At 63.6% G+C, this 12,431-nt stretch carries 13 protein-coding genes; 4 read left to right on the top strand and 9 right to left on the bottom strand.

The annotated features are described in order from the left end of the window. Window positions 1–75: 75 nt before the first annotated feature. The 6 genes from AC1DZU_RS00475 to AC1DZU_RS00450 form a co-directional block, all read right to left on the bottom strand. Entirely contained in the window at window positions 76–447 is a 372-nt protein-coding gene (locus tag AC1DZU_RS00475) for a YciI family protein (protein WP_095084367.1), read from the bottom strand. A gap of 197 nt (window positions 448–644) precedes the next feature. Then, window positions 645–1,142 (bottom strand): GNAT family N-acetyltransferase, encoded by a 498-nt coding sequence (locus AC1DZU_RS00470; protein ID WP_095084368.1) that lies wholly within the window; start codon window positions 1,140–1,142, stop codon window positions 645–647. Between the two features lie 193 nt (window positions 1,143–1,335). Further along, on the bottom strand, window positions 1,336–3,072 hold the full coding sequence (locus AC1DZU_RS00465) for a SulP family inorganic anion transporter (RefSeq protein ID WP_477280744.1): 1,737 nt from the start codon (window positions 3,070–3,072) through the stop codon (window positions 1,336–1,338). Between the two features lie 67 nt (window positions 3,073–3,139). Next, window positions 3,140–3,418, bottom strand: a complete 279-nt coding sequence (locus AC1DZU_RS00460; protein ID WP_477280742.1) for a helix-turn-helix domain-containing protein — start codon at window positions 3,416–3,418, stop codon at window positions 3,140–3,142. 310 nt (window positions 3,419–3,728) lie between these two features. After that, on the bottom strand, window positions 3,729–4,421 hold the full coding sequence (locus AC1DZU_RS00455) for a phosphatase PAP2 family protein (protein ID WP_477280740.1): 693 nt from the start codon (window positions 4,419–4,421) through the stop codon (window positions 3,729–3,731). Window positions 4,422–4,435: 14 nt separating this feature from the next. Then, on the bottom strand, window positions 4,436–4,777 hold the full coding sequence (locus AC1DZU_RS00450) for a hypothetical protein (protein ID WP_095083841.1): 342 nt from the start codon (window positions 4,775–4,777) through the stop codon (window positions 4,436–4,438). A 169-nt stretch (window positions 4,778–4,946) separates the two neighbouring features. Between AC1DZU_RS00450 and AC1DZU_RS00445 the strand changes: the two genes are divergently transcribed. Together AC1DZU_RS00445 and AC1DZU_RS00440 are read left to right on the top strand one after the other, a co-directional pair. Beyond that, the gene (locus AC1DZU_RS00445) at window positions 4,947–6,338 is read left to right on the top strand and encodes a sensor histidine kinase (RefSeq protein ID WP_477280738.1); all 1,392 of its coding nucleotides are present in this window, start codon (window positions 4,947–4,949) and stop codon (window positions 6,336–6,338) included. After that, on the top strand, window positions 6,335–6,997 hold the full coding sequence (locus tag AC1DZU_RS00440) for a response regulator (RefSeq protein WP_095083843.1): 663 nt from the start codon (window positions 6,335–6,337) through the stop codon (window positions 6,995–6,997). Before AC1DZU_RS00445 ends, AC1DZU_RS00440 begins: the two co-directional genes overlap by 4 nt. 209 nt (window positions 6,998–7,206) lie before the next feature. On the opposite strand, the gene AC1DZU_RS00435 is transcribed toward AC1DZU_RS00440, so the two are convergent. Both AC1DZU_RS00435 and AC1DZU_RS00430 read right to left on the bottom strand, forming a co-directional pair. After that, the gene (locus tag AC1DZU_RS00435; RefSeq protein WP_477280735.1) at window positions 7,207–7,752 is read right to left on the bottom strand and encodes a hypothetical protein; all 546 of its coding nucleotides are present in this window, start codon (window positions 7,750–7,752) and stop codon (window positions 7,207–7,209) included. Between the two features lie 315 nt (window positions 7,753–8,067). Beyond that, the gene (locus tag AC1DZU_RS00430; protein ID WP_477280733.1) at window positions 8,068–8,574 is read right to left on the bottom strand and encodes a hypothetical protein; all 507 of its coding nucleotides are present in this window, start codon (window positions 8,572–8,574) and stop codon (window positions 8,068–8,070) included. A 309-nt stretch (window positions 8,575–8,883) separates the two neighbouring features. On the opposite strand from AC1DZU_RS00430, the gene AC1DZU_RS00425 reads away from it, so the two are divergent. Beyond that, the gene (locus tag AC1DZU_RS00425; protein ID WP_477280731.1) at window positions 8,884–10,887 is read left to right on the top strand and encodes a PhoX family protein; all 2,004 of its coding nucleotides are present in this window, start codon (window positions 8,884–8,886) and stop codon (window positions 10,885–10,887) included. Between the two features lie 129 nt (window positions 10,888–11,016). Then, on the top strand, window positions 11,017–11,241 hold the full coding sequence (locus AC1DZU_RS00420) for a hypothetical protein (protein ID WP_184872784.1): 225 nt from the start codon (window positions 11,017–11,019) through the stop codon (window positions 11,239–11,241). On the opposite strand, the gene AC1DZU_RS00415 is transcribed toward AC1DZU_RS00420, so the two are convergent. Continuing rightward, on the bottom strand, window positions 11,233–12,417 hold the full coding sequence (locus AC1DZU_RS00415; RefSeq protein WP_477280729.1) for a flavin-containing monooxygenase: 1,185 nt from the start codon (window positions 12,415–12,417) through the stop codon (window positions 11,233–11,235). The two genes, AC1DZU_RS00420 and AC1DZU_RS00415, sit on opposite strands and share 9 nt — an antisense overlap. Between the last annotated feature and the right edge of the window lie 14 nt (window positions 12,418–12,431).

The following is a 12,431-nucleotide window of genomic DNA, read 5'->3' as shown; positions in this document are numbered from 1 at the left end:
GCAGGCTACGGCCGACAGTCGCTGGTGCCGCTGAGCTTCGCGCGGGTCATGGATTTCCATGACCTCCGGCGCCAGCTACTCCTGCCAATCGGCCATCTCGTATAGCGGCCGGATTTCGATCTCGCTCGGTCCCGGCATGGGGTTTGGGCAGCGCTTCACCCAGGCCACCGCCTCATCCATGTCCTTGACTTCCCAAAGCCAGAAACCGGCGACCAGCTCGCGGGTCTCGGCGAAAGGCCCGTCGATGACCCTGCGGCCGGGACCATCGAACGCAATACGCTTGCCCTCCGAAGAGGGCTTGAGGCCGTCGGCGGTGAGCAGGATGCCGGCATTGCGCAGCTCGTCATTGTACTTGCCCATCGCCTCCATCATCGCCGTCGTCTCGGGCGTGGGGACAAAGCCCTTTTCGCTGTCTTCGGTCGCCTTCACAAACACCATCACACGCATCGTCTGTCTCCTGTTTTGAGCCTGCCTCATCGGCCTCGCATCGAAACGACGAACGGGGTCTACGGAAATCGACATCGTCCCGCAAATTTCTTCGACGCTTGAGGCGCAAGGCGCGCAGGCCGCTTCCGGGCCAGGGATCGACGTCGGCAATGGTCAAAAGCCGGAAGCGGACACCCGAAGACAATGGTTGCGAACCGCTAGCCTCCCAGGCCTGGCTCGGCAGGTCGCGATACATACTCGGGAAACTCCGCGGCGCCTCGGCTCAGGGCCTTCACCATGAGAAGGCCGTCATCAAAGAAGCCGTTTCGAACATAAAACTGGTGCGTGGGTTCCTTGCCAAGCACCATGGCGATACGAAAGACAGCGCATCCAGTCCGCTCGCCCTCCGCCTCGATCCACGCCATCAGCCTGCTGCCCGTGCCAAGGCGGCGCAGCGTCGTGTCGACCACCACATGGTCGGCTTCGATGTACTTTCCACACCAGAGCTGAATGCCCGTCCAGAAGCCGGAGACACCCACCATCCGATCGCCGACATAGGCCGCGATACAGCGGTAGTTGCCCTGCGCGAGCATTGCCGAGAGCCGTTTCCGAAACGCTGCTTCGTCCAGGTGCGAGTGGCTCAGCCGGTACACCGGATAGATCGAGAGCATCTCATCGAGCCCATTGAGTTCACGAATAACCACCTCGTCGGCCACGACAGCCCTCCTCCCCTGTCGTTCTACTCTGCGGTCGATCCCGGCTGCGGTCCAGTGGGATCTTCCAAATCGGGGATTGAGCCAGTGGCCGCTTCGGGTCAAAAACGGGGCCTGGCGATCGGCGCTGACAGCGGACAAGTTTCACCTGACCAAGTGGCCCCCGGCCGGCAAATCACGACCACTACTGCGTCTCTCATTTTCCGTTCAGCTGCGCCCGCGCATCCCGGATCGAGGCGGCGTAGGTCACCAGCGGCCGCTTGACGCCGTGGTTGATCAGCATGCGCCGTGTCTGCGGCGTGGCGCCCGATATGATGAAGCGGACACCGGCGCGCCTGGCCTTGTAGGCGGCGCCCTCGATGACATTGGCCGCGGTCGAATCGAGGAACGGCACGGCCGAGCAGTCGAGGATGAAATTCCTGCGCTGGTCGGCGATGCGGTCGAGCACGGTGCCGACAGTCGACGCGGCGCCGAAGAAGAAGGCGCCGGAGATGCGGTAGACGACGGTGTCGACGTCGCTTGCCTCGCTGGCATCATAGGCGCTGCCGCTGCTGTCGGCGACATCCTCCTGCACCAGCGGCAAGTCGGCCTCGACCGCGATCGACTTGGCCATGCGGTCGATGAACAGGATCGACCCCAGCACGAAGCCGACGACGATGCCTTCGGTCAAGTCACGGAAGACGACGAGCAGGAACGTCACCATCAGCACCAGCGCGTCGCCGCGCGACGCGCGCAGCAGCGTGGCGAAAGCCTGCTTCTCGAACATGTTCCAGCACACCACCGCCAGCACGCCGGCAAGGGCGGCAAGCGGAATGTAGCTGGCGAGCGGCGCGGCCACCAGCATCAGCGCAAGCAGGATGGCGGAGTGGATTATGCCAGAAATCGGTCCATGCGCGCCGGCCCGCACGTTGGTCGCCGTGCGGGCGATGGTGCCGGTGGCGCAGATGCCGCCAAACAGGGCCGAGGCGATGTTGGCGAAGCCTTGCGCCACCAGCTCACAGTTGGAACGGTGCCGCCGCCCGGTCATGCCGTCGGCGACGACCGCCGACAGCAGCGATTCGATCGCGCCGAGCAGGGCAAAGGCAATGGCATCCGGCAGCACCTCAATCATCCTGCCCAGGCTGACCGGCGGCAAGGCAGGCATTTGCAGGCTGCGCGGGATGCCGCCGAAGCGGGTGCCTATCGTCTCCGCCGGCAGCGCAAACAGCGCCACCACCAGCGACGCCAGGCCGATGGCGATGAGCATGGCGGGCCATGTCGGCCGCCAGCGCTTCAGGCCGGCGATGGTGACGATGGTCAACACCGCCACGAAGGTCGCGGCGAGGTTTATGGTGCCGGCCGCCTCACCGATCGCCATCAGCTTCGGCACCAGCGGTCCCGGCTCCTTGCCGGTAAGTTTCAGTCCGAACAGTTCAACGATCTGGCCTGAAAAGATGATGACGGCGATGCCGGCGGTGAAGCCGACCGTCACCGGATAGGGGATGAACTTGATGTAGGTGCCGAGGCGGAGATAGCCGATGGCAAGCAGGAAAACGCCGGCCATCATGGTCGCCAGCAACAGCCCGTCGACGCCGACCCGGGCCACCGTTGCTGCCACCAGCACGATGAAGGCGCCGGCGGGCCCACCGATCTGGAAGCGGCTGCCGCCGAGCGCCGAAATGATGAAACCGCCGATGATCGAGGTGTAGAGGCCACGCTCCGGCGTCACGCCCGAGCCAATCGCGATCGCCATCGACAGCGGCAACGCGACGATGGCGACGGTCAGACCGGACATGAAGTCGGCCTTGAACTGCGGCAGATGGTAGCCCTCGCGCCAGACCGTCACCAGCTTCGGCGTGAACAATTCGGAAAATGTCGGCTTTGCCGACCCTTGGGCCGACTTCTGGGCCGACCTCTGGCCCGGTTGATGCACTGCCCGCTGCGCCTGATCCATGGACTCGTTTCCGCTCCAGAAGGCGGCGGGATCGTCGGCAGGACTGTCGGCGGTCGCCGTCGCAACTTTATGCCGGCTCAGCCTTTGAATCCGGCGGCACGACAGGCTTGAGGCGCACGCCCCTGCCGCCGCGCTCGCTGGTCTGGTTCTCGCCGATCAGCTCCACCCCGGCTTCATCGAGAGCCTGGATGACCTTCATCAGCGTATCGACCACGCCCCTGACTACACCGTCGCTCGCCTCCATGCGCTGGATGGTCGGAAGCGAAACGCCGGCGCGTTCGGCGAGCGTCTTCTGATCGATGCCGGCCAGCGCCCTTGCGGCGCGCATCTGCGCGGCAGTGATCATCGGCCGAAATCCCCGTCTGAGTCTGCGGCTATAACGTATAATACCATCATTGTGATGTTTCAAGCATCAACATGAATGTCTGAGACGTAATCGCCTGCTTGTCCATTTTGTCAGATACTTCCTGGGGACTTCGAGCTAGGGTGTCCCATCTGGGGCAGGGGGTAACGCGGTTGAATCTTTTCAGGACCTTCATGACATCGGCATGCTTGCTGTCGGTGGTTTTCCTGCTTTCCGGCTGCGGACATGGGCTGATCAACCGACTGATTTGATTTCTGCTCGGGCCGTCAACCTGCAATTTCGCTTTCGTCGTTCAGGCGCCGTCCGCGCCTCGCTGCAACGCGCGGGCCGCCAACCAGCACAGCATTGCCCAGGCGAAGCCGGCGCACCAGCCGGCCAGCACATCCGACGGCCAGTGGACGCCGAGATAGATGCGGCTGACGCCGACCAGCAGCGTCACCAGCACGGCGAGCGACAACACATAGATCTTCGTCACCCTTCCCGGCAGGAAACTCGCCGCCAGCGAGCCGAGCGTCAGATAGGTCACCGCCGACAGCATGGCGTGCCCGCTCGGAAAGGACAGCGAGGTTTCGTTGACCAGATGCGAAACGAGTTCGGGCCGCGGCCGGTCGACACCGAGTTTGAGTAGGCTCGACAGCACCTGGCCACCAGCAACCGCGACGAAGATAAGCAGCGCCGTGGCCGGCCGGCGGATCAACAGCAGATAGACGATCGTCGCCGCCGTGATCAGCACCAGCACGGCCGAGCTGCCGAGGCTGGTGATGTCGCGCATGGCGCCTTCCAGCCAAAGCGGGCCGATCGGCACACCCGGTTGGCCCGGCTGGCGGAAGGCGAGCAGGATTTCGGTGTCGAAAGCGTGCGACGTGGTGGCCCGCGCCACCTCCATCAACTCCTCGAACCCCCAGAGGCAGCCAGCGATGACCAGGCCAGCCAGCAGCACCGGGAATTCGACCCGGTTCAGCAGTGCATTCGCGGCGTTCTTCATCGGCAACTGGCCCGTTACAACCGCCCTTGCAGATAGGGCCCGAGCGTGATCAGCGCCACGGCGGCGATCGCCAGCACGATGCCGGTCGCCTGCAACGTGTTGACGCGCTCGCCGAAGAACATCAGGGCGACGACATTCACCGAGACCAGCTGGATGACGGCCGAGAGGCTGAACGACACCGACATGCCGAATTCGCGGATCAGCCGCAGCATGACCAGATTGCCCAGCGAATAGAGCGCCAGCGTCAACAGGATCTTGCCCAGGCTCGGCGCCATGCCCCATTGCTTGGCCGCCATCGCCGCCAGCAGGAAGATCACCGTCGAAAAACCAAGCTGCAGCAACCCCGAAAAACTCAACGTCCTGTCCCTTCTCGAAGCGGATCGAGCCGCGTGTATCGCGGACTTGTTTCCGAAGCGCGCCGGGACGTCAAGCGACGTTGATCAAACGAAGGCCTTGGCAACGGCAAGATGGAAGCTCAAAGTGCCGGGATCGCCCAGCCTGTCGATTGAAGGGCGGTCGGGGGCCATGATTCGCATTCTGCAAAACTTGTTGCGACGCTGGAGCGAGCTTTCTCTCGCACTGCAATTCCTCGTTGCCGGCGGCTTTGGCCTTCTGGCTGTCATGCTGGTGGTGGGCGCCTGGGTGACGACACAGATCCGGGACGGCGTCATCCGCAATTCAGCTGCCACGACGGCGCTCTATGTCGACAGCGTGATTGCGCCGCTGCTGCCCGACCTGCGCAAGAGCCAGGAACTCAGCGATAGCGTCAAACAAGCGCTCGATGAGACGCTCGGCCAGGGCGCGCTCGGCAAGCGCATCGTATCGTTCAGGCTCTGGCGCCGTGACGGCATGGTTCTCTATGCGAAGGACGCGGGTTTGATCGGTCACCGCTTCGATCTGAGCCCCGGGCTGCGTTCCGCCTTCCAGGGCAATGTCGTCGCCCAGTTCGATACGTTCGACGAGAACGAAAGCCAGGCGGAGGCGATCGGCTTGCCGTTGCTTGAGATCTACAATCCCGTGCGCGAGCCGTGGTCCGGCGAAGTGGTGGCCGTCACAGAATTCTATGAGGTCGCCGACGACTTCAAAACCACCCTGGCTTCCGCTCTGCTGTCAAGCTGGCTGATCGTGGCCGGCGCGACCCTGGCGGCATTTGTGCTCCTGTCCGGCATCGTGCTGCGCGGCAGCCGCACCATCGACGATCAGCGCGGGGCGCTGCGCCGCCAGGTGTCGGAGCTGCAGGGCCTGGTGGCGCAAAACAACGCCTTGCGGGTCCGCGTGCAGCGGGCGTCCCGCCGCGCCACCGCGCTCAATGAAAGATACCTGCGCCGCATCGGCGCTGACCTCCATGACGGTCCGGCCCAACTCGTCGCGCTGGCGGCGCTGCGCATGGACAGTCCGGTATTTTCCGGCGATGGCCATTCGAGCGAAAGCCGCTCGACCGAGGTTGCGATGATCCGCAAGACGCTGGAGGATGCGATGCGCGAAATACGCGGTATCTGCACCGGCCTCGTCCTGCCGCAGATCGAGACGGCTGCCACAACGGACATCCTGCGCCTGGCCGTCAACGAACACGAGATGAGGACGGGAACGTCGGTTACACTCACGCTGGCCGGACACTTGCCAGAGCCCGGCGCCTCCGAGAAGATCAGCATCTACCGTTTCGTGCAGGAAGGGTTGAACAATGCCTATCGCCACGGACGAGGCAAGGATCAGGCGGTGAGTGCGGGGATGAAAGGCAGCAGGCTTTTCGTTGAAGTCTCGGACGGCGGGCCAGGCTTCGATCCGGCACGCGTCGAGGGCCTCGGGCTCGCCGGGCTCAGAGAGCGGGTCGAAAGCATTGGCGGCCAGTTCGAAACCTTGACCGGGCCGCACGGCACGCGATTGGTGATCCGCCTATCGGTCGAGGAGCAAGCATGATCGGCGCCATTCGCATTGCCATTATCGACGACCATCCCCTCTTCCGTGAGGGCGTGACGCGCAGCCTGACGGAAATCGGAGGCTTCGAGATGGTGGGCGAGGGCGCCACGGCGCAGGATGCCGAACGCATCGTCTCGACCGTACGGCCGGACATTCTGCTGCTCGATATCTCCATGCCGGGCGGCGGTCTGACCGCGGTTGCAAGCATCCTCGCCAGCCATCCCGCCCAGAAGATCGTCATGCTGACCGTTTCGGAGGCCAATGCCGACGTGACCAGGGCCCTGAACGCCGGGGTGCGTGGCTATGTCCTCAAGGGCGTCGGGTCGCGCGCGCTCGCCGACATACTGCACAGTGTGGCGGCCGGGGAAAGCTATCTTTCGCCGACGCTGTCAGCCCGCCTGCTTTCGGATCTCCAGTCCCTGCAGCCGACCGACGGCATAGTGGACCGGCTGCGGCAACTCACCGAGCGACAGGCAGAAATTCTGCGACTGGTGGCTGAGGGCCTAAGCAACAAGGAAGTTGCCTTGCGGCTGGAGCTGCAGGAGAAGACCGTCAAGCATCACATGACCGGCGTGCTGTCGAAGCTCAATGTGCGAAACCGCACCGAAGCAGCCTTGATGATGCGTGAGTCGCGCGACCGGGACCGGAACCATTCGTAGAGGCTTCGGCCATCCCGAGAGCGGCTCACCGTTTCACGGAAACGCCGAACCGCTATATCTGGTGACGCGCTTTAAGTCTTTTATGCATGTCGTTGCCTCTGCTTCTGGGCGACACGCATCACCCGGAAACCGGGTGACAAAAGAGAGGTCACCTCCGCCGGGGGCGGCGGAGGTGACGTGTGAAGCCGGCCGTTGCCTGTTGGCCAACTTCACAACGCTTTGAGGCGGCTGAAATCCGCCGGCGTGGCTCCGCGATCGATGATCGTGCGCCCGAGCGAATCCTCCATCCTGAAACGGCCATTCTCGATCTTTTCCATTATGCCGTCGGGATGCTGGACCGTGATCGTCTTGCCCTCCACGTCGACTTCGTCACCGGTCTTGGCGTTGACATGACGACCGTTGCCATTTTCGTTCTGCCCCTGGCTGGATTTGGAGTTGCCGCTGGCGGTTCCGCTATTTCCTTTGCCGTTTCCGTTGCCGCCGCTATTGCCGCTGTTTCCGTTTCCGTTGCCGCCGCTGTTGCCGCCGTTGCCGTTGCCGCCGCTGTTGCCACCGTTTCCGCCGCCGCCACCACCATTACCACCGCCACCGCCATTGCCGCCGCCACCGTCGCCCTTGCCGGCCTGTGCGCTAGCGGCGTGGATTCCAGGAGCGGAGCCCTGGAGGTCAATCTGATAGGGAGCGATGGTCAGCGCCAGCGCGGCCGCCGATCTGAGCGCCAGCCGGCAACAACGGGTCTTGATCGATCTATGCATGGTGATCTCCGTCGATTGAGCCGGCGTGCCACCGTCGACGTTGGAGTTGCACCAGCATCGCCGAAAGAAAAGATACCCGAAAGCCGTATCCGACCGTTGCGCTTGTCACCCAGGACCTTTGCAAGCGCAAGATTGGACTAAAGTCCCAAGCTTGTGCTAATATATGTCTTGTATGGACGGCGGCGACCGCCATCGCCGAACGGAAGCTGGCTTACCTGATGCCGCCGAACATCAAGTCACCTCCGCCGGGGGCGGCGGAGGTGACTTGTCAAACTGGTCGTTCCCCGGTTGACCTGCTTCACAGGGCGTTCTGCTTCACAAAGCCCGAAGACGACTGATGTCGTTTGCCGTCGCCGGACGTTCGACAATCGTGCGGCCGAGTGCATCCTTCATCTGGAAACGGCCGTTCTCGATCTCTTCCGTGATGCCGTCGGGATGCTGGACCTCGATTTTGTTGCCGTCGACTTCGACCCTGTCGCCGGTTTTCGCATTGACGTGATCTCCATCATCGTCTTGACCTTTGCCGACCCCTGAATTGCCGGCTGCGCCGTGATCGTCGCCGGCGCCATTGTCTCCGCCAGCGTTTCCGGAGTTACCGTTTCCGTTGCTGCTGTTGCCGCTCCCGCCACTCCCGCCGCTGCCGTTTCCACCGCCGCCGCCACCGCCACTGCCATGCCCGCCATCCTTGGCATGCGCACTTGCGGCAACGATGGCGGGACCAGAGCCGTGGAAAGCGAGTTGATAGGGGGCGATGGCCAGCGCCAGTGCCGAGGTCGCCCTCAGCGCCAGCCAGCAACAGCGGGTCGCGATCGATCTGCGCATCCTGGTCTCCTCTTCGATCAGGCAGGCGGATTTCACCGCCAGCGTTTTCGCAAGGGAACCACCATCGCCGATATGGCGGCCTAGCGTAACCGGCCCACGACCGATGCGGTGCCGCCAAGGGACCTTTGCCGGGCCTGACAAGGGACCTTTGTCCTAGCGCTAAGTGCTGATCGCAGAGTGCTTAGCCGACGTCTCAGAAAGCTGTCGCGGCTGAAAGGCTTTTGATGTCACGAAAATGTGATCAGGTGACTATAAGGGGGTTGAAGAGGCAACACGCTCCAGCCACCCGCAAAGCCAGAGGCAAGCCAGATGACCGAACACCGCTCCCCCGACGCCAAATTCCGCACCAGCCTGCTCGAGGAAAACGCCGGCCCGGCCACCAATCCCACCGACAACCGCACCATGGGCGAGATCATCGCCGCGCGGTTCTCGCGCCGTGGTTTCCTGAAAGGCTCGCTGGCCGTCTCGGCCATCGCCGCCACCGTCAGCCCGCTGGCGCTGGTCAGCGCCGACCAGGCCCGGGCTGCCGAAGGCTCCGCCTTCGCGTTCGATGAACTGGAGGCCGGCATCGACGACAAGCACCATGTCGCGCCGGGCTACGATGCCGATGTGCTGTTGCGCTGGGGCGATCCGCTTTTTGCCGATTCGCCGGAGTTCGACCCGACGAAGCAGTCGGCGCAGGCGCAGGCAAAACAGTTCGGCTACAACAACGACTATGTCGGCTACATCGCGATCGACGGCTCGGCCGAACACGGCCTGGTGGTCGTCAACCACGAATACACCAACCCGCATCTTATGTTCCCGGGCATCGTCAAGATCGTCGAGAAGGACGGCAAGAAATCGGCCGACGTCGCGCCGCTCAGCAAGGAACAGGTCGATGTCGAGATGGCGGCGCATGGCGGCACCATCGTCGAGATCCGCAAGGACGGCGGCAAATGGCAAGTGGTGCGCGACGGCAAGCTCAACCGCCGCATTACTTCCAACACCGAAATGGCGCTGTCCGGCCCGGTGGCCGGCCATGACCGCGTCAAGACCAATGCCGACCCGTCCGGCACGAAGGTTTTGGGCACCTTCAACAATTGCGCCGGCGGCGTCACGCCGTGGGGCACCTATGTGATGGCCGAGGAGAACATCCACGGCTATTTCTCCGGCGAATTGCCCGAGGGCCACAAGGAAGCCGCCAATTACAAGCGCCTCGGCATTCCCGAAGGCGCCTATGAATGGGCGGCGCACTATGACCGCTTCGACCTGGCCAAGGAGCCGAACGAGGCCAACCGTTTCGGCTGGATCGTCGAGGTCGATGTCAACGATCCAACCTCGACGCCGCGAAAGCGCACCGCCATGGGCCGCTTCAAGCACGAGGGCGCCGAATCGATCGTCGCCAAGGATGGGCGCGTCGTCTTCTATCTCGGCGACGACGAGCGCTTCGACTATGCCTACAAGTTCGTCACCAACGGTAAGTTCAATCCCAATGACCTTGCGGCCAACAAGGATCTGCTCGACGACGGCACGCTGCATGTCGCCAAGTTCGCGGAAGACGGCTCCGTCGAATGGCTGCCGATCGTCTTCGGCCAGGGTCCGCTGACTGCCGAAAACGGCCTTGCCAGCCAGGCCGACGTGCTGATCGAGACACGACGCGCCGCTGACCTGCTCGGCGCCACCAAGATGGACCGCCCCGAGGACATCCAGCCCAATGGCGTCAACGGCAAGGTCTATGTCATGCTGACCAACAATTCCAAGCGCAAGGCCGATCAGGTCGACGCCGCCAACCCGCGTGCCGAAAACGCTTTCGGCCACATCATCGAGATCGCCGAGGACGGCGGCGATTTCACTGCCACCAAGGGCAAGTGGGAAGTGCTTCTGAAATGCGGCGATCCGGCGGTGGCCGATGTCGGTGCCACCTTTTCGACGGCGACGACGGCCAATGGCTGGTTCGGCATGCCCGACAATTGCGCGGTCGATTCAGCCGGACGCCTGTGGGTCGCCACCGACGGCCAGAGCCCAAAGACCACCGGCCGCACCGATGGGCTGTGGGCGGTCGACACCGAAGGCTCGGCGCGGGCAACCTCGAAACTGTTCTTCCGCGTGCCGATCGGCGCCGAAATGTGTGGCCCGCTGTTCGCCCCTGACGATCAGACCGCCTTTGTCGCCGTCCAGCATCCGGGCGACGGGGGCGAGGACTGGGAAGCGTTCGGCCGCCCATCCTACTATGAGGACCTGTCGACGCGCTGGCCCGACTTCAAGCCCGACATGCCAGTGCGGCCGGCGGTCGTCGCCATCACCAAACAGGGCGGCGGCAAGATCGCTGTTTGATAACAGGCACTGCAATCTCAGGGGGGTTTCGGCGAGCCGAAGCCCCTCCCTTTTACGTCAAATCATTCAAGCCCCGGGAAAGATTGGAAATTTACACATGGCGCCCTAGGTCATTACCAGGAGATTGCCATGCCGAAGTCCGTTTATGACCGTGGCCTGCTCAAACCTGCCGAAGTCGCCACCTTGCAACGTGTGTTCGACGAAGCCTGCCGGCGCCGCGAAGCGCATCCCGAATCGGCCGAGGCGCGCGAACTGGCTCTCACCCTGCTGGCGCTGCACAATGCCGGCATGGTCGAGGAAGACATGCTGATGCAGGCCGTCGGCTTCCGGAGGCTCGAGCCGAAGTCAGCGTGAAGCGCCGTGGGAGGCGCCAGCGGAGTTGGCAATCCGTTTGGTGATCGCCTTGGCCATGATGCCGGCATTGGCGAAGCAGCCGCGAATGCTCGGCCGCATGCCGGTGAACCACAGGCCGGGCAATTTCGGATCGGCTTGCCCGCCGTTGAAAAGCGGAACGCCCTTTTTGTCGAGGACGCCGAGCCTGCCGACCATGGGCTCCAGGCCGGTGCGGTAGCCTGTCGCGGCAATGACGATGTCGGGATGGATCAGGCTGCCATTGGCCAGGATCACGCCATCGCGGGCGAATTCCCGTATCGCCGGCACCACAACGATCTTGCCGGCCTTGATGGCACTGACGGCGCCGTCATCGGCGGCGATCGCAATGTAGTCCGAGGTCAGCCGGCTGGCGCCACCCGAAGGCGCGGGCGGCATGCCGAATTTGGTCAGGTCGCCAAAAACCAGCCGCTGCGTTGCCGCCATCACCGCATCGGCGACCCGCAAGGGCAAGCGCGCCATGAACGGCGAAAGCCGATGCACGGCGATCTTGCCGATCCGCTTGGGCAGCAGCGCGGGACCGTTGCGGGCCGACAGCCAGATGGCGGCCGTGTTTATGCCGGCCAGATTATTGAGCGTATCGAAGCCCGAATTGCCGGCGCCGACGACCAGCACTTTCTTGCCGGCATAGTCCCGCGCGTCGCCGAAATCCGCCGCGTGGATGATGCGGCCGGCAAAACCCTTCATGCCTTTCCATTCGGGAATGAAGGGCTGCCTGTCGCGGCCCGTGGCGATGACGACATGGCGGGCCAGGCGCGGTCCGGCGCTGGTCAGCAGCGCCCAGTGATCGCCCTTGAAGACGATTTCTTCGACATCTACGCCAAACTGCACTGGCAGCCGGTTCTCCTGCCTGAAATCATTCATATGGCGGATGACGACCGTCTTGTGTGGAAAGGCAGGCGTGCCCTGGGGATAGGCAAGACCGGGCAGTGAAGACAGATCGCGATGGGTGTTGAGATGCAACTGCCGGTGCCGCCGGTGCCAGGGCTCGGCCAGCCGGCTTTCCTTTTCCAAGATCGCCGTGGGCACGCCGGCGTTCATCAAGGCATGTGCGACGGCCAGCCCGGCTGCACCGGCGCCGACGACGATTGCCGGCTCGACCGGCTCGTTCGTCACCGGTCTGATGGTCGTCTCAGCCATTCCTTCTCTGATCT

It is taken from the genome of Mesorhizobium sp. P2_A12, from assembly GCF_056405075.1.
Note: the sequence above shows the minus strand (reverse complement) of the source record. Positions and strands in the feature narration are given on the sequence as shown.

Bases quoted from the DNA above. Each gene is read 5' to 3' on its own strand.
- AC1DZU_RS00475 (WP_095084367.1), bottom strand. From the start codon at position 447: ATGCGTGTGATGGTGTTTGTGAAGGCGACCGAAGACAGCGAAAAGGGC.
- AC1DZU_RS00465 (WP_477280744.1), bottom strand. From the start codon at position 3,072: ATGGATCAGGCGCAGCGGGCAGTGCATCAACCGGGCCAGAGGTCGGCC.
- AC1DZU_RS00460 (WP_477280742.1), bottom strand. From the start codon at position 3,418: ATGATCACTGCCGCGCAGATGCGCGCCGCAAGGGCGCTGGCCGGCATC.
- AC1DZU_RS00455 (WP_477280740.1), bottom strand. From the start codon at position 4,421: ATGAAGAACGCCGCGAATGCACTGCTGAACCGGGTCGAATTCCCGGTG.
- AC1DZU_RS00445 (WP_477280738.1), top strand. From the start codon at position 4,947: ATGATTCGCATTCTGCAAAACTTGTTGCGACGCTGGAGCGAGCTTTCT.
- AC1DZU_RS00440 (WP_095083843.1), top strand. From the start codon at position 6,335: ATGATCGGCGCCATTCGCATTGCCATTATCGACGACCATCCCCTCTTC.
- AC1DZU_RS00435 (WP_477280735.1), bottom strand. From the start codon at position 7,752: ATGCATAGATCGATCAAGACCCGTTGTTGCCGGCTGGCGCTCAGATCG.
- AC1DZU_RS00430 (WP_477280733.1), bottom strand. From the start codon at position 8,574: ATGCGCAGATCGATCGCGACCCGCTGTTGCTGGCTGGCGCTGAGGGCG.
- AC1DZU_RS00425 (WP_477280731.1), top strand. From the start codon at position 8,884: ATGACCGAACACCGCTCCCCCGACGCCAAATTCCGCACCAGCCTGCTC.
- AC1DZU_RS00420 (WP_184872784.1), top strand. From the start codon at position 11,017: ATGCCGAAGTCCGTTTATGACCGTGGCCTGCTCAAACCTGCCGAAGTC.
- AC1DZU_RS00415 (WP_477280729.1), bottom strand. From the start codon at position 12,417: ATGGCTGAGACGACCATCAGACCGGTGACGAACGAGCCGGTCGAGCCG.